Here is a 26,866-nt window from a genome sequence, read left to right on the forward strand (position 1 = left end):
CGATTTCGCATTACCAATCCGCTTGCCACCGTTTTCAGCAGGGGTAAATTCACCTTGCGTACTCAATGTACCCCAGGCTCACCAATCGCCAAAGGTCTGCGAAACAGGGAGCGGAACTCATTATTTTTTTCTATGCTGCTGCTTTTTTCATCCCAGTTTTTTACTAAAGCATCGATGCCGTAAATACGGTTGTTTTCGATGACAACGTCTTTGCTGTCAATCAGCGAGATCGCCGCCTTGGGGGCTGCATCGCCCATGCTTTCTATAATGATGTCGTTGTTGCGAATGATTGTGCCGTCGGCCTGATGCAGTTTGATGGCTGCCGCACTTTCAACAGCAGCTTTACCTTTGAAGATGATGATGTTGTTTTCTATTAATTGGTTTGGACCAAACAGGTAAATTGCCGCGTGACCGTTAGTGATTTCTATGGTGCTGTTGCGGATGATGTTGGCGGCGCCGTCCATGCCGATGGCTTTGCGGAAAAAACCGCTGTAATTAGCTATAGTGCTACCCGACTCTATATAAAGACGCTCAACGACGTTTTCTGTTTTTTGATAGGCACTCGCGGATGGCGGCAGGCTTTTTAAAAATTTTTGAAACTCATCTTCAGCATAACCGGGTGTTTTGTACGTCGCCTTAAAGTCAGAAAGCAGACTAGCCTCAGGTGCATTCAGTAAAATTGCCGAATCAGTTCGACTTTTGATTGATCCATGACGGATCGTTATACGACTTGGCACTTCTTTCTCGCCCCAAGCACGTATCCCTGGCATTCCCAAAACCTCCGCACTCATCACAAAACCATGCAAATCAAGCACCACATCCGATGTACGAATGTCTAACATCACACTGCCTGTCGCACTTCTTTCTCCTCCTTCACTGAAGACATACATCCGTGGCACCTTGAGATCATGTGTCAGACAATATTCTCCTGGCTGAGTGATGTCCGGTACAGTAACCGGTGTATATCCACGCATGACTTTTTCTAATGGACGGCAGTTATTTTGTGCATTTGCCGTATTCAAAAACAATATCATGCTTATGACGAAAACAGTATTATGAAGCTTCATTTTGGACACTCCGTTGTTGGTAAAATTGTTCCAGGATAATCATCTTGTTTCAGACGCTTTCCATCTTTATCGCATAGGTATTTGTTACGGTTTGCTTCGGCCTGGGTTCTGTCATAGCGGTCTTTGCCAAGATTCTTCTTATCGCTAATCGACAAATCGATGGCTCGCGTGGACTGGTCTTCATTCACCGCCAGATACTGCCAGGCAGCAAGGGCGTCATTCAGTTTTTTAAATTTGTCTTTAAAATTCTTCCCATCCTCCTCACGTTCTTCAATATGATTGAATTCATTAGCGATCACACTCACTTCTTCCCAGCTCCTCGCTTTGCTTGAATCACCGAAATTTTGTAACTTCGCGAATACTTCTTTTTCCATTTCCAGGGTTCGCGCTGCATTATTGTTCCAGTTGTAGCACCCCGCCACTCCACAGCCCATCTGGACATTCCAGGTATAGTCCGGGTTCGAGTCGTACAAACCATGTCCTATGCCGAACTGGGTTCCCAGGATCGGTGCTGTCCAGACGGCATCAAAGGGGATGTTGTCAGGATTGCGATGACTGAAGGTGTCTTCAAAGGCGTGTAAATATTCGCCAAAAAACTGTAATTGTCCGCAACCTGTTGGCGCTTTATTTGAGGCCGCCAACAAATTCTGTACTTGTGAACTGTCCGGGTTGGCGACAGTGCTGTTTTTGTAGGCATCCGCCGTTTTTCCTGTACTGCTATCGGACAGGGTGAAGTGGTAATCCTTCAAGCGTTGCTGGTTGTCGAAGATGGATTTTATGTATTGCTCATTGCCGTATTGATCCACGTCAATGGGTTCGGTCAGCGGATTATTGTCCACGTACTGGGTCGCCAATGCAATCGTCCTCGCGCCTTCGTAACTAACACCCGCTGCCATCGCTAAGAAGAACGTCATATAGTAATGAATATCGCTTTGATACAAGCCCGATGGATCAATCTTATTTAGCGGATCACCTTGTGCATACAGGTACGCATCTGGCCCATCGCGGTAGCCGATGGGGTCGGGGGTGAGGTAGCGGCCTGTGTCTGGGTTGTAGGTGCGGTGCCAGTTGTCGTGCAGGCCGGTTTCGGCGTCGTAGTATTGGCCGGGTAAGCGAATATTTAATGTGACTTGTTTGTGTTCACGTGATTGTTTTTTATTGGTACTTTCATTCTGATCAAACGTGACGCGTCCCCATTCGCTGATGTTGGCTTTCCAGACGATCTGTTGCTTGGCATCGGTCATGGCGATGGGGGCGGCACGGTGATCGGTGTGGATGAAGTAGGTGGCGTCTGCATCGAGTTTCGCTATTGGCGTGCTGGTCTGGCCTTCGTTGAAATACAGGTACTGGGTGTTGATTTTGCCGTCTGCATCGATCTCGGCGACGAGTTGGTGTTGCTGCCACAAGAAGTAAGTTGTTTTACCCTGCGCGGTTTTGCTGATGCGTTGTTGCAGGCTGTTGTAGCGATAGGTGGCGACGAGCTTGTTTTTCTGGTCGTAGACGTGCTCGATCTGGCCTGCTGGGGTGTAGGTGTAGCGGTAGCTGCCATCGTCGGTGGTGCGACCGAGTTGGTCGTAGTGGCTGGCGCTGTTTGTAGCATTGTTTGTTGCATTATTTGTGGTGTTGTCAGTTTCAGCTTTGCTATCCGCCTGCATTGGCATGTCAGGTTGCAGGCGACCAAAGCTTTGATAGTGATAGTCGGTTTTAATGAGCGCCGAGGAATTGTTTGTCGGCGCGGTCTTGATAGCGCTGATTCTAGGGCCAACGCCGTAATCGTATTGCAAGTCTTGTATATGATCGATATGTAGCGTTGTTAAACGTCCGGCCAGGTCGAAGGTTTTGTTGGTTTGAATGCCATTGCCGACAGTGTAGGCACTTAAACCATTGAAGGGATCAATGGTGATGTCGGAGGCAATCGATTGTGATGGCAGAATTTTTTCTGCTAATTGGGCAGCGCGTTCACCGAATAAGCGGTCGATCTGATCTTCTATCCAGGCAAACACTGGTCTTTGCAGCAGCAAGCGGTCGGTGGATGCACCGTGCGCTATGTCAGTGCGATGGGTGCGCAAGACGCGACTATCCGCCAGCATTCTGGTAGTGATGAGGCCATGACTGTCGTAGTGGGTCGTGGTTGTGTATGGGGTAGCCAGACCTTGTAGTGTCATTTGTTCGGCGATGGGTCGTGCAAGCGCGTCGTAGCAGTAATCTGTCGTTTGCTGAGGATCAAGCGCGCGAATCAATACTTGTCCCTGATAGCTGAGATCAGTTTTGCTTAGTAAGGCGCCTTTGGCATCGAGATAGCGTTTCTGCATTAGGTGTCCGGTATGGTCCCACACGTAATACACACTGCTACCGTCCGCATTGGTGATGCTGGTGAGGTGGTTGGCGGCATCATAGGTCGCGGTTTTATTGCCGTGATCAGCCAGTGCTTGCCAGATGACGCGCCCGAAATCGTCTTTGCGTTGGGCTGCTGGTGCTTCGTTGTTATCTTGTCGTGAACTGCGCAGTGGAGAGATGTTGGCACGCAACCAGCCGTCGGGCGCTTGTTGCAGAGATAGGCTTTGATTGGTTCCATACAGTTGTAAGGTGCGGATATTGTCGCCATCGGTATGCGCTTGTAACTTGCCATCAACACCGAAGTGCCAGGTATCGAGCCTGCCGTCGGGCAAGAGGCGTTGAGTCAATCTGCCTGCCTCGTCATACCATTGGTAAGTAGCACGGTAGGGCGTATGGTCGTCTGATCCCGGGCGATAGAGTGCCGAGCGCACTGTTTTACCTTCGGCGTCTAAGGTATTGAGAGAGCGATTACCTTGCGCATCGGCGATGCCAAGTCGGCGACCATCGACATCATAGAGGATGTGGCTGATCCGTCCGGCGTGATCGGTGATGCGGGTCTGCTGACCCAGCGCATTAAAACTGACATGCCAATCTTGAAGTCCGGTTTGTGATGCGGTATCGATTTTGCCATTATTCAGCAGCCAGGCGGTCTGGTTGACCGTTTCGGGTTCGAGGGCGACGGTCGCAATCTGGCTGTAGGCAAAACGTGTCTGGCGTTGTCTGAACCCGTCGTTGAATATTTTTTCTTTTATCCGTCCCGCTTGGTCGTACGATAAGCTGACGACCAGATTACCGGGTTCGATGCGCTGAATGATATAACTCCCCCTGGCATCCCACACCAGCTTTGTGATATCAGAATCTTCCGGACTACGCTTGGGGCCATTGGCTAAGGGACCGTCGATTTCTGTCAGAACACTGATGCTGTTGATGAGCTGGTAGCGGTAGGTCGTGCTGCGGCTGATCATCTGGGCGTGCAAGGGTTCGTAGCCGGTTTCAGTAATAGCTGTGGGTTGTCCGGCGCTGTTGTAGGTGATGCGGATTTGTTGTTCTTGTCCAGCGACCACGCTGGGGCGGGCGATGAGGTTGGGTTGGTAAGCGTTTGGGGCGTATTCAAAGCGTTGCAGGAGTTGGCTGCTGATCAGTTTGCTCTCGGGTACTTTACCGTTTTGTTTGCCGTTTTGTTTGCTACTTTGGTTGCTACTGTAGATCTCATGCGTGATGCGGATGATTCTGCCCAGCGGGTCATAGCTTGTGCGTTCACCGTCGACCACCTTGCCTTCGCCATCCAGACGCAGGATCACCAGGCGACGACCCTTGTCATCGTATTCATAGCGCACATTGCTCAGACCACAGGTACTGCACCCGGGGCCGCGTAGTTCCAGTATCCGGTATTCACCACCAATCTCCGCAAAGCGGATTCGGCTGGTCTGACCCAGGCTGTTGGTGATGACGATGACCTTAGGGTCGCTGCGATCGATGGTGAGTTGTTCTATGCCAGTGCCGGGGACTAAGGTTTTAGTGCTGCCAGTCTTGCCTTTACTGTCGTCTTGCCAGCGGGCAGGCTCGCCTAACACAGTCAGGATGCCGCGTCCGCGCTCGTCATACTGGTAGGTGCCGATGCGGCGGTCGATCTGCTGACCATCGCTGCCACTGCCGTGCATGCTGATGCCGGTTAAGAAGGATGGAAAGCGTTTGTCTTCGTAATGGTACTGGCGGTTGATACTGCTGGTGGTGACGCCACGATTGGCAAACGCATGCTGTTGTTGATCAGGGTCGTAATGGGTGGGGTAATCGACCTGGATCAGATTAGCGACGCGCCACGCCGGAATAGTGGAACTTTTATCGACCTTGATGTGCTCGCTGCCGTAGTGATACACAAAGCGCCCGACCGGACTATCAATGCTCACCACGCCGTCATAGGCGTTATCGCGCCACACACTGGTTTTATCGGGATAGTTAAAGTAGAGGCTGCGTCCCTGGGGATCAGTCAGACTGATTAAACGCCCGTTGGGCGAATATAATAAACCCAGATGGGCACCACTAGGGGCGTCAATAGCATCGGTCCAGCCAAAGCGGTTAAAGCGGACTTGATAGCCATTAGTTTTATGCCAGGTAAATTCGCGCCCACCGCGTATCTCACGAAAGCTGAGATAGCCCAATGCCGGATCCACCGCCAGATAACGTTCGGGGTCGACGATGCCTTGCATAAAGTTATGGGTTACACCATCTGGTTCACGCAGCACGACCTGATGATTGCCTTGATTGAGAGAATATTCGTAAGAAAGGCGCCAGCCACGCCCGGTCAGGCCATTCAATCCGGGGCGACGGGCGACGGCATCACTGCTGTTATAGTAGCGCACGATTTCCAGACCGAGCTCACCGGGCAGCGCCGGTAAATCGACTTCACGGCGGAATTTATTACCGGTGATGAGATTGATAGGATGACCGGCGTCGGAGCAATGGTCGCCGACCGGCGTGGGACCACAGGCAGCGGCGGGTTGAGAAAAAACCAGGGCAGTGATGAAACCCAGAAGTGACAAGACAAAGGTAAACCTTCTCGTCAAGTTCTGACGATGTGGATTGAGTCGGTTCACGCATTGTTTAGAGTGTGAATGCAGTAACTTATTCGTTGCGAAAGTAATTGGCATCGACAGAAAATATATGGATATAAGATCGGCGGGGGCGTGAAGTCCTGGTGATGAGGAGCTTTACTGGTTGGCAATGTAGCAAGAGGGCTGAGATGTGTGATTCATAGACATCATTTCAATTTTCGAAGTGCCAATTCATCTCGATAACTTTGTTCCTGAATGCGCTCTTTTGATGGATCAAACTTTGCCGCAACCTCTTCCCGTAGAGGAGTCTTATCTGAATATTCGTTAAGTCTTTCTATGGGGGTTTTTCCTCTAAGTGAACTGTGGGGTCTGTCCCAGTTATAGTAGTGCTGCCATTCCACAAGTAATGCGTGCAGATTGGAATCTTTCAGATTAATAGTCGAATAAAATTCATCGAGATCAGTCCGTTGTGACCGTTCAACTTTTCCGTTCAGATAAGGTGAGCCGGGCTTAATCGGGCGAAATTTAATACCCCATTCGAGCAATCTTTTTTGAAATTGCGTCGCAAAAATTTCACGTCCACGGTCGGTTTGAATTCGCTGAATCGCGAAAGGCATCTCTTCAATAACGACATCAAAAAAATCCATCGTATTATCGGTAGTTCTTCGTGAATAAAGCCTAAGTGCCTTATATCTGGAACAATCGTCTATTGCAGTGTATTGATAAATGCCTGTAGCGATCTTGCACACATCCATCTGAACTCGATCGCCAGGTACTGGACGGCTATATCTGATGGTATGTTTTCTAAAAGTTCGTTTGTGCTTTAGGTACTGTTTCTCCAATCGCTCCAGCACCTTGTGAATCGTCGCTGTCGAAAACGAAATGTCGTGCAGCCTTTTCAATTCGTTTTGAATTCGGCGATGTCCTAATTTACGATTTCTGAGGTCGGAAATTAATTGCACACGAATAGGCAGAACCTTTTGCAGAGGTGATGAATTTGGCCTGCGACTCTTCTCTTGTAAGCCATCAATACCCATCGCTTGATAGCAAGTCCACCATTTCCGCAGTGTTGGTCTTGAAATGCCGCAACGCAGGCAAACTATGCCTGCGTTGCCGAGTTCTTCATATAACTGAACTCCTTTAAGCCGCATTCGAATTTGGTCATCCATTCAGCTATTTTAGTTGAAATAATGTCTATGAATCACACATGTAAGAACTTCTGTGTAAATGTCACGGAAGAAGTCAGTGATCGTATTTTTGAATGTCTTCATTTAACTCAATCATAAAGCGATACAATGCCATACACCAATTTTGAATAGGCATCGTCCATTTTTTGCTGCCTGTGAAATGCCAAATGACAGCGAATATAAAATTGATCTACTTCATATTTTTAGTAGGGTATCTTTTCACGATCAATAAAGTTTGTCTTCAACCCTACGCTGAGTCTGGCAGACCTTAAAAAAGCCTGATGAACGGTGAAGCAAGCTCTCGTTGCTACATCCCTTTTCAAGTTCATCCTTTTCAATTTTTGGATCAAAATTCACCAGACGATCAATACCAGTAGTAGAAGTGTCGACTGCACCATTTTTTTTAAAGAAAGCGTACACCTGTGCCGCGGCGCTTTGGGGTTGCCATTTATCAAGCTCTTTCAATTTATTTTTGACAGAGTCCCAAATATAAATGTGGTAGCCATCTTGATCCAGGCGGCCAGAATCCTGACTTTTATCGAACGAACCAATTAAATACGGTACATTTCCCTTTTTATCCCATATGCTGATTAAAGCTTCCGAAGAAAAAGAGAAGTTCTCCTGTTCTTTTGATGAGTTTCCAGCACCTAATACATCTGGATCGTTATTGGGAATTTGCGCACCTATACGCAACCATCCTGTTGGTGTACCTACATATAAAGTATTAAGGATACCTCCGCCCGCTCCACTACTGTAGGGGGCTAACGAAACGAGAAACCAATCACAAGTACCATCGCCATTGATATCCAGTTTTCCAAAATTATGCCAGTTAAACAACTGACTTCCATCTATACGCTCATATCCACTTCCGTTAGCACTCGAATCATTTGATTTAACTTTCCTGACCCATAGAAATTCCTTCCATTGTTCGCTAAAACGATAATATTTTTCTGGAAGTGGCTTCGCTTTAGGCATCTTGCAAACAGGAATTTCCAGACTGAGTTCAACATTGTCCGATTGCGCTGACCAACTATTTGCAAATACTGCGAATAATATGAAGAAAATAAATGAACGCATACTATTTATCCTGATTTAATTTAAAACTAATGGTGTAATTTCTAAACCGCCTATACCTTTACCGCCTGCACCAGGATGGATGGTACTTGCTCCGAATGATTCAGCGCAACGTATTGAATACCAATCACCTGAATTTTTCTGCTCGCCCAAAAACTTCTTAACATAGTTATAGTTGTCACTTTTTTTTAAATCAGTCAGGATTCTTTCCCATTTACCGCCATTATGCGCACGTGCCACCATCGCGGCTAAGTGTTCTTCGGTTCCGTCGAATGTACTGGAAGCTTTTGCGATATCCATATTTTTTTTCATCAATGCGTGACTCATAATATTAAATTTATCAAAATCTCTAATTATTCCCATAAGGTAATTTTTTAATTTCAATTCCATCATTATTGCGGTGGTGGCAAAGGCGGCCCAGGCATCTCCAGATAAATCATCCCCATTAGAATTTTTCGGCGGATTAGCTTTCATCCTAACCATATCTGTAAACTCCCTCTCGCCCAACCCCGTCTCTTGAGTAAATTGCTTTTGACTAGCGACAGAAAGCTTAGACCATGCTGCATTGGCATCAGCGTAAGTTGCTTCCACCTTAATTTTTTTGCGCCATACGGCTACGCTATTCCCTCGTTGTAAGCCCTCTTGAAGTGATTTCTTCATAGCAGGTGTTAAACCAAGTGCATCCTTATCTGATTGTGAAAAATGTGCAACTCCGATAATTAATTCATTCAACAAAGTAGTGCCGATGAATTGAGACCGTCCATAGGAGGGGGTATATACAGGCTCGGAAGTATTCGGTGGACCGTACGCCAGTTGATCGCGTGGCGGATAGCATTTGGTCGAATCACAGTAATATCCAATGCCGGGGCATCCATCAACAGAACAGTCTCGATTTATACGAGCCGTCTCGTTGATTTCCGCAGCTGCCTCGTATTTGCTTATCCGCCGTTGATCGATATCGTCGCTGGCACCTTTTCCGCAAGCCAAAATCCTTTGCTTAGTTGCACCATTGGTGCTGTCTGCCTTTGTCACATCGATGCTTGGCTCTTCGTCTGCGAACTTTATTTTTGGGAGTAACAATGACACCGCTGGACATTGCCCCAATGTAGCAAGATCTTGTTGATTAAATTTTGCTATGAGCATAGTGGCGCTTTCATCATCAAAATGATCGACCGTAAATTGCGGCGTTGATATGAGGTTGCTACCATAATGTTCGGTAAAGAAATTAGTCAGTGCTGGATCATCCATGGTCATAGAAACCTTCCCGCCAGTGATAAAATCTCCTCCTTTATCAACGAGCGTTGTTGTCTGATTTTGCGCATATTTTTTGTTTAATGCGCTCAATGCAGGATTATTGACAATGTTGATTGCTTTTACATCTTGTATCACAAAAGCCCATCTGGCCTTAGTGAATCCCTGATTCATCCCCAGCGATTTACCATTGGCATCGGTTGTGATCGCATAATATATAAGTTTTGCTGCGCCATCTGGATCAAAAAATATATCCGGTTGACCAGCTGCGTAAATCGTTGTGTCTAGCTTGAGCGAATCAGGCGTCGAATGATCGATGCTATCTGCGATTCCCATTGGATCAGGGCTGATAAATCTTCCTTTTGTTGGATCATAATAGCGACCAACGTTGTAATGCAGACCTGACTCTTCATCATAATACTGATTTACTAAACGAAGTCCGGGATCGAGTTTTGTGTGAAGATTCGCTGAAACTAGTCCACCATCATTAATATGGCTGGTCCAAAGTACAGCGCCGGTCACTGCATTGCTCACAGACTGCGTCGCGCCTCTATTATCAGTTTGTAAGGTGTAGGTGTTTTCCTTTTGAACCCATGCAATAACTTGATAGCCTGCATACACATATTCGCTTTCAATGCTTATAAGACCTTCATTATTTTCTTTTGCAATCGCAGTAAGTTGGGTACCTTCATAAAAATAGTACGAAGTTCCTTTGGCTGTCGATTTACTTACGCGGCGACCCTGCGCATCGTAGCTGTATCTGGCAATTATTTTGTTTCCATCCTTGATTTCACACAATTGCCCCGCTGCATCCCATAACAATTTTAGACTAACACTTGATGTATTCAGCGTTTGTGGCAAGCCAGCATTATCAAATTCCTGGCCAAGTCGGACCGCACTTAACCCCGCCTGTAAATTGACCTGCGTTTCCAGTAAGCTCTCCGAACCAGATTCAATAATTTGACGATCACGTAATTTTTCAGATTCAAATTGAGTCAATCTAGTTTTAGGTAACCACTTATCAGGGACGATATGCGAAATTGGAAGAATTAACCAATCTAGCCATGTAGGCCAGTTAATTTTTTCAATTACTGCGAGTTTCCGATGCTCGGTATCGTCAATAAAATATCGATATGCAATTCGCTCGCCATCTGGTAGGGTTTTACTGGTTGGATTACCTATTTCGTCATACTTAGTTGTCGAACTAAAACTTACAGTTTTTCTAGGATGCAGTAGTGAAGAAATTTTCACCTCCTGAGAAACTAACCAGCCAAGCGAGTTATAGGTATATTTTGTCTGACTTAGGATATGATTTTCTCCGTTTGAGACGGTTTCAGTTTTCTTCAAATTCCCGTGCCATTCAATGGATATAATCTGCTCTAGTTTTTTGTCCTTTAAGCGCTTCAATTCGATCAGGTGTCCTTGCAAATTATAGTGAGCTAGCTGCTCTGCACCACGGGGATCTATAACATGAACAATTCTATTTGCTTCGTCGTATTCAGCATATTGCCACTCCTGACCTGGATTTTGAATTGCGACAACTCTACCAAAATCATCAATAAGGCGCTCAGCACTTCGATTGCTAATTTCGAATTTCAAAATTTCATTTTGTGCGACTGTGCCAAGAGCGCCGTATTTCTTCAATAGACTTTGTGGACTTGATTCAGCAGAATTTTGCAAATTGCTAGCGGATCCAATGCCTAAATCCAAATTCGAGCTATCCTCGCTGGTCGGAACGACAGTATCTATACCGTCTAATTTGGCTCTCTGTCCTAATGCATTATAGTGAGCGTTAAGCAGATTGAATTCTAATTTTGTTGCAGAAGCCGGTATTCCATTTTCTAATAGCCAGGCATTTTTTTTCATCTTCACGGGGCTTAACGCAATTTGCGTATGCGTACTGTAATCTATAGATGTATCAACTTGACGATATCCGTCACTCAACGATGTCTTTATAAGCCGCCCTGACCCTTCGTGTCCATTCCAATCGTAAAAAAATCTCGTGTTTGTGCCTGAGCTGATTATGGCTTGTAGATAGCGGCCCCTGGCATCCCACACCAGCTTTGTGATATCAGAATCTTCCGGACTACGCTTGGGGCCATTGGCTAAGGGACCGTCGATTTCTGTCAGAACACTGATGCTGTTGATGAGCTGGTAGCGGTAGGTCGTGCTGCGGCTGATCATCTGGGCGTGCAAGGGTTCGTAGCCGGTTTCAGTAATAGCTGTGGGTTGTCCGGCGCTGTTGTAGGTGATGCGGATTTGTTGTTCTTGTCCAGCGACCACGCTGGGGCGGGCGATGAGGTTGGGTTGGTAAGCGTTTGGGGCGTATTCAAAGCGTTGCAGGAGTTGGCTGCTGATCAGTTTGCTCTCGGGTACTTTACCGTTTTGTTTGCCGTTTTGTTTGCTACTTTGGTTGCTACTGTAGATCTCATGCGTGATGCGGATGATTCTGCCCAGCGGGTCATAGCTTGTGCGTTCACCGTCGACCACCTTGCCTTCGCCATCCAGACGCAGGATCACCAGGCGACGACCCTTGTCATCGTATTCATAGCGCACATTGCTCAGACCACAGGTACTGCACCCGGGGCCGCGTAGTTCCAGTATCCGGTATTCACCACCAATCTCCGCAAAGCGGATTCGGCTGGTCTGACCCAGGCTGTTGGTGATGACGATGACCTTAGGGTCGCTGCGATCGATGGTGAGTTGTTCTATGCCAGTGCCGGGGACTAAGGTTTTAGTGCTGCCAGTCTTGCCTTTACTGTCGTCTTGCCAGCGGGCAGGCTCGCCTAACACAGTCAGGATGCCGCGTCCGCGCTCGTCATACTGGTAGGTGCCGATGCGGCGGTCGATCTGCTGACCATCGCTGCCACTGCCGTGCATGCTGATGCCGGTTAAGAAGGATGGAAAGCGTTTGTCTTCGTAATGGTACTGGCGGTTGATACTGCTGGTGGTGACGCCACGATTGGCAAACGCATGCTGTTGTTGATCAGGGTCGTAATGGGTGGGGTAATCGACCTGGATCAGATTAGCGACGCGCCACGCCGGAATAGTGGAACTTTTATCGACCTTGATGTGCTCGCTGCCGTAGTGATACACAAAGCGCCCGACCGGACTATCAATGCTCACCACGCCGTCATAGGCGTTATCGCGCCACACACTGGTTTTATCGGGATAGTTAAAGTAGAGGCTGCGTCCCTGGGGATCAGTCAGACTGATTAAACGCCCGTTGGGCGAATATAATAAACCCAGATGGGCACCACTAGGGGCGTCAATAGCATCGGTCCAGCCAAAGCGGTTAAAGCGGACTTGATAGCCATTAGTTTTATGCCAGGTAAATTCGCGCCCACCGCGTATCTCACGAAAGCTGAGATAGCCCAATGCCGGATCCACCGCCAGATAACGTTCGGGGTCGACGATGCCTTGCATAAAGTTATGGGTTACACCATCTGGTTCACGCAGCACGACCTGATGATTGCCTTGATTGAGAGAATATTCGTAAGAAAGGCGCCAGCCACGCCCGGTCAGGCCATTCAATCCGGGGCGACGGGCGACGGCATCACTGCTGTTATAGTAGCGCACGATTTCCAGACCGAGCTCACCGGGCAGCGCCGGTAAATCGACTTCACGGCGGAATTTATTACCGGTGATGAGATTGATAGGATGACCGGCGTCGGAGCAATGGTCGCCGACCGGCGTGGGACCACAGGCAGCGGCGGAGAGAGTTGAAAACGACAACGTCAGTAAGCCTAAAACTGACATTAAAAAATGAATTCGCTGATATACATTTCTACGAATTATATTTTGCCGGTTCATGCTTTGTTCCAGGTAAATGTGACGCGACGGTTCGCTGCGAGACAACTTTTTTGCGTACTGACATTGGTACACGAAGACAACGGCACTACTGGATCAGTGGCACCTTTGCCTTCTGTATCAATGCTTTTGCCTGTTGGGAAACCATTCTTCAGCAAATAGTCACGTACTGCATTTGCGCGGTCCAATGAGAGTTTGGCATTGACGCTATCGGAACCGATCTGATCGGTATAGCCGCGTATGGTCATACTGCTAAAATCACGAGTTTTTGACTCTTCAATAATTTTATTAAGCTGACCTTGTGCGGCTGGTTTTAATACCGCTGAGTTAAAATCAAACAAAACGTCAGATGAAACTGTTTCCATAGGAAGTTTGCAAGAACCTCCAGAATCACCATTGCCGTCATTCGGAGAAGTTGTTGAGCTGCATCCTGACAAAGGACATTTTGGCGCTTTACCATCACCGCCTGCTGGTGGATCTCCTGGATCAGACGGATTGCCATTGTCGCCCATACCTGGTGTACTGACTGGATTGGTGGGTTCAATCGCATCAGACTGCATTTGTAAGGTGACGTGCGTGACAACCGGGAATCTCCCATCTTTTACTAATTGAGTATGAAATACATCATCTTTGGGATCTAACCATTTTAGATACACTTTCATGATTTCTTTCACAAACGGTACCTTCATCTCATAGCCGTAGGTGATACGAAGTTTAATTAAATTGGCATCTTGAATATTTTGACCTGATTTAGATCCAATTTTCTTCACATCGCGAAAGGCTTGGCCTGAATTTGGGATCACTCGGCTTGCGCCCTTACCTATCGTCGCCTTTAAAGCATCATCACTCCAATCATCAAAGCTCTCCTTGGTTGGACTAAGCATTTCAATCCGGCTATTGGTTAGCAAATCTTTATTTACGGTAACTAGTGTTTGCGCCAATTCAATCGCATCTCGACCACCACCGTATAAGGGGATCAGTGCTTTGTTGTAAGCAGTTTGCACACTTTTCAGATCTGCATTTCCAACACTGCCGGCGCGTGCCGCCATAAACGCAGCGTGATTAATATTATTTTTTGCAAAGAACAACAGGCTATATTGCAAAATCCCCAGTCCTATCATGGTAATAATGGGGCTCACGAATAAAAACTCGACCATCGTCGCGCCAGTTTGCCTTGCACTGTGTGATAACTTGGCGGGCGACAGTAAACTTCCATGCGGCTTCACAGAGTCAAAGTAGTAATGATATAAATGGTCTCCGGATGTCACCGAATTCTTTGCAATAACGCCAGTTGTCAGTTCAAGACAATGCTCAGCTTCAGGTCCGCCAAAGCTGAAGCGCCACGGTTTGAGACCTTCTATACACTTCACGATTTTTCCATTGTTATCAAGATAAATGACATCGATAGGAAAACGCATAAACATCGTGTGCACACTGTTGCAATGGGTCAACAATAAACCCCAACCTTCAGGAAAAGACTTGCGAAACATCAGACCGCAAAAGCGCTTCCAAAAATTATTCGCCAACGAAATCACCAAGGAGAGACTATTGCCTTGACAAGAAATACTTGCATTAGCTTCCTTTGCCACGAAAGGGTCTTTAGCTTTCGATGTTCCATGAAAATTTTTCATATTCATATCCGTTAAAAGCCTGAGTGCATGAACTTCATCGCAATCGGGAAGAAAATCACGACAAAAGTACACGGAAAAATAAATGCAATGAGTGGAAACAGCATTTTCACCGGGGCTTCCATCGCTAATTTCTCTGCACGCAAAAAACGTTCGCTGCGTCTCTGATCAGCCTGCGCCCGCAATACTGGCCCAAGATTCATACCCATAGATTCGGCCTGTATAACCGCAATCGTAAAATTGGTCACGGCAGGTTCACCAAGCCGTTCCGCCAATGCACGCAGAGATTCTGAACGTCCTTTCCCGGCACGGATATCTCGCAATACACGCTGAAATTCCAGGCGAATGACACCCTTAGGTCCTTTGGCTACCGCTTGGGTCATCGCACCTTGCATATTCAATCCCGCTTCAACGCAGAGGGTGATGATGTCCAGATAAAACGGAAAGGTTTTTAATAATTCACTCCGGCGCTTTTTGAGTAGATCATTAAGCCAGATCGCCGGATATGCCCAACCGAGTAACGCACCCATTGTCATCAGTTGAAGGTAAGTTGAAAGCGACGTGCCGTTAGAATTACGACCAGGATGATCAAAGCTACTGACTCCCCATAAAAACAATAAAGCCGTAAATATGGCACTTAAAATTCGCGCGCTCATATACTGCGCTGGGCTTATGGTGTAATCAAGCCCAGCCTTGCGAAGTTTTGCCAATACCGTCTGATAAATTTTATAGGACAGCAATGGCTCCAAAAAATGCGTTACCCATCGAATCAAAGGCCAAACAAGTCTGAAGCCCAAAGGTGGCGGATCTTTATAAAATCTGTCTTCTTCCGGAACCTTCGATACACTATGCGAAAACAGCCACGCAATTAATGCGCACGATAGCCCGATTGCCGTTGCAAAAAGGATGATAAAAATTTGATTGTTCATATCAATCGAAAGAAAAATAGGGAGTATTAGCTAAATTAAAAAAGTGCCTAAACATCAATGGTCACAATCTTACGGATAACAAAAATCCCGAGAAATTCGAATATAAAAATAACCAATAAGGTCGCCCAGCCGATACGTGAATGCCAGAGCATACTCATAGCTTCAGGTTCCATATTATTCAGTACAGCCATCAGCCCCAAAGGTAAGGCACCGACCACCCATGCCTGTAATTTCCCCTGTGCAGTCAGTGCGCGGATTTTGCCTTCCATTTGTAAGCGACTACGGATAGTGTTGGCAGTACGTTCTAAGGTTTCGGCCAGCCCACCACCTGTTTCAGTGGCAATTCGCATTGCCGATACCACTAAGGTCGTAGTTTGGGTTGGCATACGGCGCGCCAGATTATTGAGACTTTGTTCCAAAGTGACACCGAGTCTTTGTTCTCGCAAAAGCAATGAAAATTCCTGGCCTAGTGGTGCATGAGCTTCCGCAACCAATTGAGTGATTGCAGAATTGAGACCAACACCCGCACGCAAGCCACCTGATAACATCATCAATGCATCAGGCAATTGCTCTTCAAAATTGCGCAACCTTCGTTGCCGCATGAATGCGTAAAGCAGGCGCGGCATTAATGCCAGAAAAATAAATACAGGCAACGCAATAATCATGCTTCCTGACACGATCCACGCTAGCAGCGTACCAAGAATCATGATGCCAATATTGACGACAAAAAGTCGACGTGGATCAATGAATAGAAAAAATTCCTGAACCTGAAATTTGGCATTCTCAGTAAAATTAGCACGATAGCGTTTCATGCTGGTGGCGCCGAGATCGATAACAAACCACGTAAGTAATCCCGCCGAAAGTGCAACAATCAATGCGATCAACAACAAACTTAAGGAGGAATTCATGTGCGCACCTCCTTAGCTAACATATCCAGTTCCCAATCAGCGCCTGATTCTTTGCCATAGGGTTTGAATATAGTCATATCCAATGCACGGCCAACGGCGCGCAATTCTTCATAAAAGGTCGGCACCATATCGCAGCCAGTGAAGTGTCCTTGGACTTTGCTGCCGCCGGGGGACGATGTATCAGAGTAACCTTGAGGGACAAAGCGAAATATTTCTTGCATTTGAATTTTTCCAGATTCCATGCCGGTCAATTCAGTGATTGAAGTGACTTTACGCGAGCCACAAGCAAAGCGAGTTTGCTGAACAACTAAATGTACTGCGGACGCAATCTGATCACGAATAGCAGACAATGGCAGGTCCATCCCAGCCATGAGCACCAGAGTTTCAAGGCGTGCCATCGCGTCGCGCGGGGTATTCGCGTGCAATGTGGTCAGCGAGCCATCGTGACCAGTGTTCATTGCCTGCAGCATGTCAAGCGCTTCCGCACCACGACACTCGCCAACAACAATTCGATCTGGTCGCATACGCAAGGTATTCTTCACCAGATCACGAATGAGGACTGCGCCCTTTCCTTCAGCATTTGCCGGCCGGGATTCCAGGCTGATCAAATGGGCATGATGCAGTTTTAATTCAGCGGCATCCTCGACAGTGATAATACGTTCACCCGGGGGAATAAAATTCGACAGAATATTCAAAAGCGTGGTTTTACCTGAACCGGTGCCGCCTGAGACGATAATATTTTTATGTGACTCCACGCAGACCTGCAAGAACTCAGCCATACCAGAACTTATTGCATTAAATTTCACCAGGTCTTCAACGCCTAGCTTTCGCTTCGCAAATTTACGAATAGTCAGCGTCGGTCCTTTCAAAGCCAATGGTGGGATAATCGCATTGACCCTTGATCCGTCTTTCAAACGCGCATCAACCATCGGCGAAGATTCGTCGATACGCCTCCCTAAGGGGGCAACAATACGTTCTATTACGCCTAACACAGCACGGTCACCGGTAAAGGTGAGTGGATGTTTATAAAGTTTTCCGCTGCGCTCAATATAAATTTCATCGTAACGATTGACCATAATTTCAGAAACCGTATCATCATCAAGCAATTCTTCTAACGGTCCGAGACCGACGGCTTCATCAAGCACCTGTTTTGCTAACAATTTATGATTGAGTTCCTTAGGAATGTCGACAGCCATCGTTTCCATGATCTGACGTATCAGTTGCGAGGTTTCGCTTCGCAGCTTTTCATCCGTCATTGATGAAACATCGTGCCTGCGTAAATCCATGGTTTCTAATAAGCGTGTATGAATTTTTTTTCGCCATTCAAATTCTCGTTCCAACTTATTCGTATCCGGCGCGAGAATCATCGCAAAGGATGGCTTTGCTTTTTCGGATGAGGCAGCATCAGACGATAAGCTTGCGGCAGTTGTCTGATTTTCATCTTTGGTAGTTCCACTACTTTGTTCGCGAAGTAGTCGTTCTTGCGTCTCTTCAGCTAAGCGGCGCGATTCGGCCATCATTTCAGTGGCTTGCTGATTGCGAATCGCTGCCGTATCCGAACGGGATCGGGGTGAAGCTGCCTGCACGATGCCAGAGGCTTTACCTATTTCCATAGCGCGTAATTTATATGAACCGATTCCTACGATATCGCTATCTTTGAGCGGGCCATATTGTGCATCGATACGCTCGCCGTTAACTTGAACACCACCGAATGCACCCATGTCGTCCAACAAAATGCCGTTCGGTGTTACAAAAATATGTGCATGTTCTTTGCCAATAAGCCATCCTGAAAGTCGGATATCACATCCAGCACCTTTACCAACAATGCAATCATCAGAAACCTGTAGAAGTCTGGTTTTTCCTTCGTTATCGGTAATTTCAATTTGAAGCATAATGGACGCCAATGTGAGAGTTTGTAGGGAGAATTATTTATGCCATCATGGATAGTTCAAGATGTGCGAAATACAGCTAACTATGCATGGTTACTATTGTTCATTTAAGGCATTGGCTTTAACCATTGAGCAGCCACCCAACCCTGTAATCCATCCACCTCTACATAACGCCAACTACCTTCAGCCGCCATACTTTGCGCTTGAACGATTTGGCCCTCACTCAATTGCTTAACGGCAATCGAATTAATATCTGGCATCACTCTCAACGCCAGATTATTGAGTTGTACGCGGAACTTTTTTGGCTGACTCGTTGCCGAATCTGGAGCGGTGCTGTGCTTTTTTTCGTACACGGGTAACGATAAAAGTTTTGCTGAGCGTTCCGTTTGTGCGAGTTTGCTGACAGCCGAACGATCTCCGCTCTGATTCAATGCGTGCGGTTCCAGATCGCTGGCAAGCATCCACCCTTCCAAGCCACCAATCGCTACATGACGCCAGATTTGAGAAGAATTTATATCAACCGGTGCGGCGCCTAATTGAACGACACCGTTGATTCCTAACACTAACAAGGAGACAGCATCTGCGCGAGGTTCACTACGTAAGACAGAACCATCCCTGATGACCCTGAGATCAGTCCCAAACGCGTTTTTAGGCATTCCCGTAGATGTATCTGGCTTTTCTGAATCCGATGGCGGCGTGGTAATTGATGAACTACTACGTTCACGACTTAGAAACTCAGAATCGCTTTTTTGATTGAAAAGTGCTGCTTCTTTTTCAGGTTGAAGTGGATTAGACAAATAAGGTGCTTTGCCTAAATTCTGCGTTAAGCGTTGTGTTGTTTTTTCAACGCGGTCTTGCAAGCCCGCTGACTGACTGTCGACGACTGTCGACGTAACAAAAATGACCAACTCGGTTTCTTTGTTTTGAAACCGTTTAGAACGAAACAAAGCACCCAATATCGGAATATTCCCCAAACCAGGGACGCTATCAATATCGTTGCTGGTTGTTCTTTGTAAGAGCCCGGACAGAACCATAGTCTCACCAGAGCGAACATTAAATTCCGTGCGTGTTTTACGTGTCAATAAGGCTGGACCGCCTGCTGTTGTGATCGAGGTATCAATAGAACTGACTTCGGTATCGACAATCGAACGTATAACGCCATTTTGACCAACTTGAGGCTCAACATCGAGTTTGATTCCATATGGTTTAAATAAGATTGTTACACCATTAATCGTCGACACTGAATACGGAAATTCTCCGCCAGCAAGGAAACTCGCATGAAATCCACTACGCGTCGACAATTGAGGTTCGGCCAACACAGTTGCCTTGCCGTCCTGCTCCAATAGATTGAGTTGTGCACCGATACCCAAATTGATACCTGCGCCTATATTTGGCGCCGAATGCAACTTCACTCCGTTCGTCGATCCATCACTATTCACCAAAGGTAGCCCGCCCGCCCCCGCTTGGATGTTTGCCGAATACTGTCCAACGTTATTGCCGAAGCGAAAGGGCGACCAGACTGCACCGATCACTGCACCGCCCATAGCAGACCATTTCAGGCCCATTTCTTTTAATTCGCTTTTTGGAAATTCGACGACCTTCACATCCATCATGACCATTTTTTCCCAGCCTATGGCGCTGGTGAAGTTGACGATCTGTGGATAGCGCTTAGCGAGCAAATTTATCTTTTCTCTATCTTCGTTAGATAATGCATTTCCTTGGACAATGATGTTATCCCCGACAATATTCGAAGTTGCACCGGGGATTCCTGCTAAGAATGCAGCTATTTCACGCGCAATCCGTGTCGTGTCACCAGCAACGATATTGACTTTAATACGCTGATAGCGGCCATCCAAACTCCAAACAAATAGTGAAGAAGTCCCGACGCCATTTGCAAACATGATGACTTCTTTATCATCGAGCGCCGCAGCCGTCATAATTTGTCCATTACCAACCGCTAACCTTGCTATGTTTGGCGTAGGAAAGACGCGAGATTCTCCGACAAACATTTCTATTTCCGGGATTTGTCCGTCATCTGGTGTTTTTTGTATTGGTGCATAGGGCGGATTATTTTTAGGTGGCTTAATTATCGGCTTAAGCATTTGGCCATAGCCATTCAAAGCAGCACGATTAACCGCATCAGTACCTAAACTTGATTCTGCAACACCTGCTGGTATAGGTGATCCTGAGACAGTGCTTGATTTACTTGCGTTTGCTGCTGCACTTTCTTGCGCGCTAACATTCGAAAGCGAGATCAAACTTATTCCTGCAAAAGAAAATGACAAGATATGCAAATTTATTTTATTACCTATTTTCATAATTATTTTTTCTCTTTTATCTTTTTTCATAACCAATCGACGATGAAACAGCGTTCGTTCCTTTCGTCCGGATTTATGGGCTGATTGTGCGGCCGGCAAAATTATTCGATATTGAATTGGCTGATCGGTTTTGACCGAGGGTATTCAAATGTGCGGTCTCTGGTGTGATTTCTTTGGCGCTATAGATTACAGGAATCTTCCGCAGACCATCTTGAGAACTTATGTCCAGGCCTGATTTGAGACCTAATGCCGCGCCGATATCAAAGTTAGGGTCAATAGCGGTACGTTTGTCTTGCGGGTTGCGTAACAATGCCGTGATTTTTCCGCTTTCGCGAGCGCCAATCAGATACTGCGCTTCCTGCTCAGTCACATTCAAAGTCACGGTTGAATACTCTTTTTTGATGCCTTGTGGATCATCGATATTTCGCTGCCCGGTTGCCATGATCTGTGCGTTTTGCAATAACGGGAAAATTAATTTTTTTTCTTTCTGAGTTACCGTGACAATTAAGTCAATCGAATCACCAGGCTCTAACATTCCAGAAATAGAATTTACTTCGTCAACGGGTACAGTCATTGCGCGGTGTCCCGCAGTTACTCTGGTGGAAAAAATAGGCGGCTTTTTGCTCTCTAATAAACTCCAACTGATCATTTCGCCGTTTTTGATATCGTAGGCAATGGTCTGACCGTCTATTTGCGAAAACTCATCAGGGCGAAGTACATAAGATTGAGCGTACTCAACCGGAATTGGACGTACCGCCAAATTTTCGCTGCTGAGTTTGCTCCCTTTTTTAATGTCAGACTTAGCGACGACCAGATTAATTGTTTGACCTTTTTTACGCTCTTCTATTTCTTGCAATTGATTCTTCAAATAGCCGCGCGCAGCCAAAGCAGCCAGCAAGCCAATAAATATCGCCAGACCAAGTACCAACCAGGTTTTATTTGGTTTAATTTTCTTTAATATCTGAATTTTCATAACTCAACCATTTTTCTAAAAAATTACGTAGGCAACGAAAGTGCGAAGCTAAACTTTTGATACGCAAGCTTAAAAGCACTAATCAACTGCCATAACACACTGCTGTCATCGACTAAACCGACGCCAAGCGCGAAGGCAAATGCGGCGCACACGATTGCGTATTCAACCGATGATTGACCGCCTTCCGTTTGAAGACGAAGTATTGTTTGCAGCATTCGTGCATTCATTGGGGAATTCATTGGGGAATTCAGCATGTTCTTCATTTAATTTGCTCCAAACTGGTGATCAGATTCAATACGACGATGCTGGAGCCAGTCTCAACGCGTTTTACTAATGCTATGGCTTGCTTATTTTTCCCATTGAAGTACAGAGCTTGCTGGGAACCTGAATTAACTGACGCGCTTTTTGTTGCGGGGCCGTCCTCCAATTCATAGGCTTCATTTTTCAACGCGCGCAAGACAGCATCACGGTTCACTCCCGCGCTATAGGTATTGCTGAAAGTCAGATGCACGGAATAGCGTTTTCCGTCCTGAGATAAAACTTGTTGAAGTAGTCGCGAGCCAGGAGGCATTTTGCTAAGCCAGTACTGATTGAGTTCTTCGTTCTTCTTTTGATTTTTTGGAATCTCAGACATCAACGTCACCGCAACTAGCCCGCGACTGCCTTTTGCTTGAGCCTCGATCTCAATGGTGATGTAGGCGTCGTCCTGCAAACGTCCGAGAACACGCTTATTTCCAATACGGTCATCCATCAATGGCTCACCCATTTTTTGATGGAACCATTGCGCCAACTGATCTGGAGGACGATTAGAAACAAAACCCTGAAGGCGAACTGGAATGCCATTGAAGCTCACGTTTTCACCCGTGCTAAAGGCTTGTATATCATCTGGTAAAGCGACGTTTGGCCACGATAGTTCTGTGCTAAAAGCTGAGTCCGATAAGATCACGTAAAGCAAAAAAAGCGTTCGCGACAGAAGATATCTGCAAGAAGTTATTGTGCTACGTACAGCAAAGGAAAATCGCTTCATTGCTTTAACCTATCTTCCGGAACAACGTCGCGCCAGAAGTCAAGTTGTCCTAGCTGTGGACCTTGTATTCCACCGAGCAAATCTACTGCCTGCACATTGAGATTGACCAGACTGGCGATATATTTCAGACTCCCAGCTGGAAATAGCAGGTTATGTCCAGAAAATCGTTGCTCGGCTTGCGCTATGCTACTCGCCGACCATGGGTCAATCACCAGGCTGGTACCACGATTCATCACCAGATTGATTTTTTCAAATTCTTTATAGGTATTCAATGGACCGGAAAGTGGTTCAATATTAGCGATCGTAACGCTCACATTGGCTCGATAAATACCATGAGGAACCACTTGCAGTCGCGATGGGAAATCGATTGTGGTAATAAATGGAGCACCATCACTCGCAGAAGAAAAATCCTTTGACGTATGAGCGCTCGTTTTTTCATTACCAAAACTCAAATTAATGTCTTTTCCAAAATTGGCAATCAATGGATGATTTTGCTGATCAACCCATAGTAAATTCTGGTTAGCCTTAAAGTTTCCGGCGGTATCATTGGTCTTGATGGCGGCATCCGTGTTACTAAAGAAGCGACGACGTACTTCGTCGGCCAGTTGCGCTGGTGGTTTCCAGCCACCTTGCACATCATTCCGGTTAGTTGCATCAAATGCTGCATAGCGCCCGGCCATTGTTGTGGCATGCGATATGTCCTGATATTTTCCAATAAGGGGAATAAGTAAAAACAGGGGAATGATCGCAATTGCGGCAACAAAAAATTCGACAAGCGCTTGTCCACGCTGCGCTTGCTTAGGTGCAGGTCGGTAGATTGATTTAACGTGGGAAGTCAATGTTGAGGTCGTGCCCATTATTGCCCGCTCCCATTCGGAATCACTATTTCTTCTACAGTAAACCCTACTGGAATTGAAAATAGGTTTGCTGAAGCAACTTGGTTTAACCTCACGCTGTCAGCAATTAAGGTTTGAGCAGGTATCGTCGACTCAAGTAGCAAACCAGCTTTTTCTAAATTCAAAGATGAAACGGGAATCGAGCTAATTCCAGCTGGATTGGCCACACAATTTTTTGAGGCTATCGATGCCATGGCATAACTTTGGCACAGCAGGCCAGCGATCCGCTTTAGTTCCCCGGCGACAATCGGTGATACTGGTACGTGACCGTTATGAGCAACCGCCGTTTGATTTTGCAAGGCATTTTCAACCACGGCACGCTGTTGCGGCGTTAGACGCGCAAACGATTGTGCGACCAATTCGTCGGGGGTGAGCAGCCTGCCGGCATTAAGATGTCGGCTTACATCGCATTGTCCTTTTGCTGTGTACTTAAGATAATCGATCTTGCACTCACCAACTGCAGAAAATAGCAGGGCATATTTGTGGGGGATGCTACGAATTCCGCAGTCACTTTGATCAAGGTAATACAATTCTCCTTCAAATTTTGTCATTGTCACGTTGACGCCGTAATCAATATCGACACTTTCAGGGGAGATAATTTTTGGCACGTCTCCGTTTGGTAAAGGAAGAACAGGAAGCCCTGCATAGTCATTGTCACGTGCGCATGCCTCATATTGCTCGCGCATATTGGTGCGTTGAAATTCATTGTGACCACCTATTCCATTCAAATGGACATGCTGGACAATACGATTACCTGCTTTTTGCTCAGGGTTTTCTTGACCAGCCGTTGCGGTATAACAGAAACCAATGAATAGACTGAATATCAAAGATTGGAAGAGATTGATTTTTTTCACGGCGAAACCACTCCTTGTAATAACTGCGCTTTTTGAATTGAGTCAGGTGAACCGATGAGGTGTACCTGCCAATATGGATTAAACAAGCTACCAATCTCGCTTGGCTTTCCTATGCTCTTTCCGTAAATATTTTGGCGGTCTTGGGTTGGCGGGCGCTGAAAGTACACTTCCGATGCGCCTACAGCAACCATCTCTGAGCCACCCGCCGGAGTGGCGTGATAATCGTTAAGTCCCAACTTATGGGAAGGGCTTGACGATTGCTTTATTTCTGAACTCCCCTCAGAGGTCTTTGTCTGATTTATTGGTCTACGTAGTCGAATCGCAAATTTGAGTCGTGGATCATTTTTCTCCTTGGTATCAGTCATTTCAGTGTCTGAGAGGTCATAAAATGATGGGATACCTGAATACTTCCAGGCGCCGCTGGTGGCGAATGCAGATGCCGTCGAACCAAAGTTCACTACCGCGGAATTATCGTAATGGGAGGTATCTGCGTCGACTAAAGTGGGAATACCGTTCGAACCGGACTGCCCGCCCCAGGCGTCTGGTATTTCTATATTTTGGCTACAAGAGATGTCAAGCAAATCTGACGGAACCCATCGATGTTCAGACAAAGAATCTATCGCTTTCCATTCATCGAAATCGAGTAATTCGGTTCCACCCCTTCTAGTTAAAATATCCAGCCTGAAAGGATTACAATCACCATAAGCCCCGATCAAAGTCCAAGTACGCTTAGGTACGAATGAATCAAAATTTGCAGACTTCAAGGCAACTTCCTTAAAGCGCTTACGCTCATCCCCAGTGTATCGGCGAGAGAAGGCAAGAAAGTCAACCGGAGTCAAAGGAATTAAATCCAGGGCCACACTGCCATCATTTTGATAGTTGGCATCAACAACTTGCCGCATCACTTTTGCGCGTGCGACTGGCAGTCCGGCGTAAATCATGCTTTGCGCAGACTGCAACGCCTTATTCACTTCATCAGAAGCAACCTCCAACGCTGCCAGAGAACCAGTCTGAACCAATGGAAAACTCACGTAACTGCCATAGACGGCGCCATAATAAGATGGATAGAAAGGTAGAAATTTGGGATTTAAGGTACTTGAACCAAATGCTGCCAAGTTATTCTCATACCGTATCCATGACGATAAACTGACTAATTGAGCAATCGCCACCGTATTGGCAAGCATGGCTCGATTTGTATAGGCCTGAAAGTTCAAAGCGCGCGCATTCATCACGCCTGCGCTGTAAGCGACTGCATCAGCAGTATTCACTAGCTTCGTCTTCTCGGCTGACAACTGGCCTGTATTAAACAAGAAAAAAAGCGCAGCAAGCCCGCCCATCAAGACAAAAAGTCCATAGATGAGAGCCTGTCCTTGCTGCGCTTTTTTTGATTTAACTGCAGGCCAGCCACGCAAGCGGCTGGTAATTTGCATATTAGAGTTGGTGAGGATACGAATAAAAAGGATTAACGGGAATTATCGTTCTTGTAGTCGTTCAGACCTTTTTTCTTGGTACCTTCGCCGACAGCATTGTCAGCAGCAGATTGTGCGTTTGTTGTCGCCGTAGCTGCAGATTTACCGGACACTTCTTCCGCAATACCGGACATCTGACTTCGAATTGTTTGACCAAAGAACTGGTACACAGCAATTGCCGCAACTGCGATCAAAGCGACGATGATGATGTATTCCGTCATTCCCTGTCCTAGTTGCTTAAATTTCGATGTTGACGCGCACATAAATTTTCCTCAAAAGATAAATCGTATTCATTGAATTTTTCGAATTAATTAGCGATTAACCAATTAATTCACAATGTAACGTTTTATATCTTTATGCGTCAATATTGCTTTACATACGCTTACAGCTCTTACAAGGTGTCTGTTATTTTTATCGTTTCTAAGAAAAGTTATCCAGCTTTAGATCCCGGTTTCTTTGGCGCTTAATCAAAAGAAATGGTAGGCAAATACCGCCAAAACAAAAGAGAGACATAACTAGGAGACTTTACTTTTGTCAAAACTTAGATGAATTTCAGGCAAGCAATCATGTCCCGTAAAATAGAAACCAAATAATTTTGAGCGCAAAAAATGGTTTAGGCCTACAAAGCTCAGAACTTTATTTTTGCTTTCAATCTAGCGAGACCATAATCAGCAGTAGCAACTTTATCTTGAAGAAA

General features: G+C 46.3%; 17 protein-coding genes. All 17 read right to left on the reverse strand.

Going from position 1 to position 26,866, the window contains the following annotated elements; all coding sequences use genetic code 11:
- Positions 1 to 62: 62 nt before the first annotated feature.
- On the reverse strand, positions 63 to 1,067 hold the full coding sequence (locus ACO0K1_RS15435; protein ID WP_423027276.1) for a right-handed parallel beta-helix repeat-containing protein: 1,005 nt from the start codon (positions 1,065 to 1,067) through the stop codon (positions 63 to 65).
- Entirely contained in the window at positions 1,064 to 5,944 is a 4,881-nt protein-coding gene (locus ACO0K1_RS15440; protein ID WP_423027278.1) for a DUF6765 family protein, read from the reverse strand. Before ACO0K1_RS15440 ends, ACO0K1_RS15435 begins: the two co-directional genes overlap by 4 nt.
- 218 nt (positions 5,945 to 6,162) lie before the next feature.
- Positions 6,163 to 7,125, reverse strand: a complete 963-nt coding sequence (locus ACO0K1_RS15445) for an IS481 family transposase (RefSeq protein ID WP_423027280.1) — start codon at positions 7,123 to 7,125, stop codon at positions 6,163 to 6,165.
- A 243-nt stretch (positions 7,126 to 7,368) separates the two neighbouring features.
- Positions 7,369 to 8,220, reverse strand: a complete 852-nt coding sequence (locus ACO0K1_RS15450) for a hypothetical protein (RefSeq protein ID WP_423027282.1) — start codon at positions 8,218 to 8,220, stop codon at positions 7,369 to 7,371.
- A gap of 15 nt (positions 8,221 to 8,235) precedes the next feature.
- Positions 8,236 to 13,281, reverse strand: a complete 5,046-nt coding sequence (locus tag ACO0K1_RS15455) for a DUF6531 domain-containing protein (RefSeq protein WP_423027284.1) — start codon at positions 13,279 to 13,281, stop codon at positions 8,236 to 8,238.
- On the reverse strand, positions 13,278 to 14,909 hold the full coding sequence (locus ACO0K1_RS15460; RefSeq protein ID WP_423027286.1) for a DUF192 domain-containing protein: 1,632 nt from the start codon (positions 14,907 to 14,909) through the stop codon (positions 13,278 to 13,280). The genes ACO0K1_RS15455 and ACO0K1_RS15460 overlap by 4 nt, the downstream gene beginning before the upstream one ends.
- Positions 14,910 to 14,920: 11 nt before the next feature.
- Complete coding sequence (locus tag ACO0K1_RS15465) at positions 14,921 to 15,835, reverse strand: type II secretion system F family protein (protein WP_423027288.1); 915 nt, start codon at positions 15,833 to 15,835, stop codon at positions 14,921 to 14,923.
- Between the two features lie 47 nt (positions 15,836 to 15,882).
- Complete coding sequence (locus tag ACO0K1_RS15470) at positions 15,883 to 16,743, reverse strand: type II secretion system F family protein (protein WP_423027290.1); 861 nt, start codon at positions 16,741 to 16,743, stop codon at positions 15,883 to 15,885.
- A complete protein-coding gene (locus ACO0K1_RS15475) occupies positions 16,740 to 18,635 on the reverse strand; it encodes an ATPase, T2SS/T4P/T4SS family (RefSeq protein ID WP_423027292.1) in 1,896 nt (631 codons plus the stop codon). The genes ACO0K1_RS15470 and ACO0K1_RS15475 overlap by 4 nt, the downstream gene beginning before the upstream one ends.
- Before the next feature lie 104 nt (positions 18,636 to 18,739).
- Positions 18,740 to 20,890 carry a pilus assembly protein N-terminal domain-containing protein gene (locus ACO0K1_RS15480; RefSeq protein WP_423027294.1) on the reverse strand — a complete coding sequence of 717 codons (2,151 nt, stop codon included), beginning with the start codon at positions 20,888 to 20,890 and terminating at the stop codon, positions 18,740 to 18,742.
- 133 nt (positions 20,891 to 21,023) lie between these two features.
- Positions 21,024 to 21,923, reverse strand: a complete 900-nt coding sequence (cpaB, locus tag ACO0K1_RS15485) for a Flp pilus assembly protein CpaB (protein WP_423027296.1) — start codon at positions 21,921 to 21,923, stop codon at positions 21,024 to 21,026.
- 23 nt (positions 21,924 to 21,946) lie between these two features.
- Complete coding sequence (locus tag ACO0K1_RS15490) at positions 21,947 to 22,186, reverse strand: hypothetical protein (protein WP_423027298.1); 240 nt, start codon at positions 22,184 to 22,186, stop codon at positions 21,947 to 21,949.
- Positions 22,183 to 22,776 carry a hypothetical protein gene (locus tag ACO0K1_RS15495; protein ID WP_423027300.1) on the reverse strand — a complete coding sequence of 198 codons (594 nt, stop codon included), beginning with the start codon at positions 22,774 to 22,776 and terminating at the stop codon, positions 22,183 to 22,185. Before ACO0K1_RS15495 ends, ACO0K1_RS15490 begins: the two co-directional genes overlap by 4 nt.
- Before the next feature lie 170 nt (positions 22,777 to 22,946).
- Positions 22,947 to 23,807: a hypothetical protein gene (locus ACO0K1_RS15500; RefSeq protein ID WP_423027302.1), complete on the reverse strand. Its 861-nt coding sequence runs from the start codon at positions 23,805 to 23,807 to the stop codon at positions 22,947 to 22,949.
- Positions 23,807 to 24,700, reverse strand: a complete 894-nt coding sequence (locus ACO0K1_RS15505; RefSeq protein ID WP_423027304.1) for a hypothetical protein — start codon at positions 24,698 to 24,700, stop codon at positions 23,807 to 23,809. Before ACO0K1_RS15505 ends, ACO0K1_RS15500 begins: the two co-directional genes overlap by 1 nt.
- Positions 24,697 to 26,130 carry a pilus assembly protein TadG-related protein gene (locus tag ACO0K1_RS15510; RefSeq protein ID WP_423027306.1) on the reverse strand — a complete coding sequence of 478 codons (1,434 nt, stop codon included), beginning with the start codon at positions 26,128 to 26,130 and terminating at the stop codon, positions 24,697 to 24,699. Before ACO0K1_RS15510 ends, ACO0K1_RS15505 begins: the two co-directional genes overlap by 4 nt.
- Positions 26,131 to 26,162: 32 nt before the next feature.
- Positions 26,163 to 26,432, reverse strand: a complete 270-nt coding sequence (locus ACO0K1_RS15515; RefSeq protein ID WP_423027308.1) for a pilus assembly protein — start codon at positions 26,430 to 26,432, stop codon at positions 26,163 to 26,165.
- Positions 26,433 to 26,866: the final 434 nt, after the last annotated feature.

It is taken from the genome of Undibacterium sp. SXout20W (assembly GCF_049340285.1).
In the GTDB taxonomy this organism is placed as follows: domain Bacteria; phylum Pseudomonadota; class Gammaproteobacteria; order Burkholderiales; family Burkholderiaceae_D; genus Undibacterium.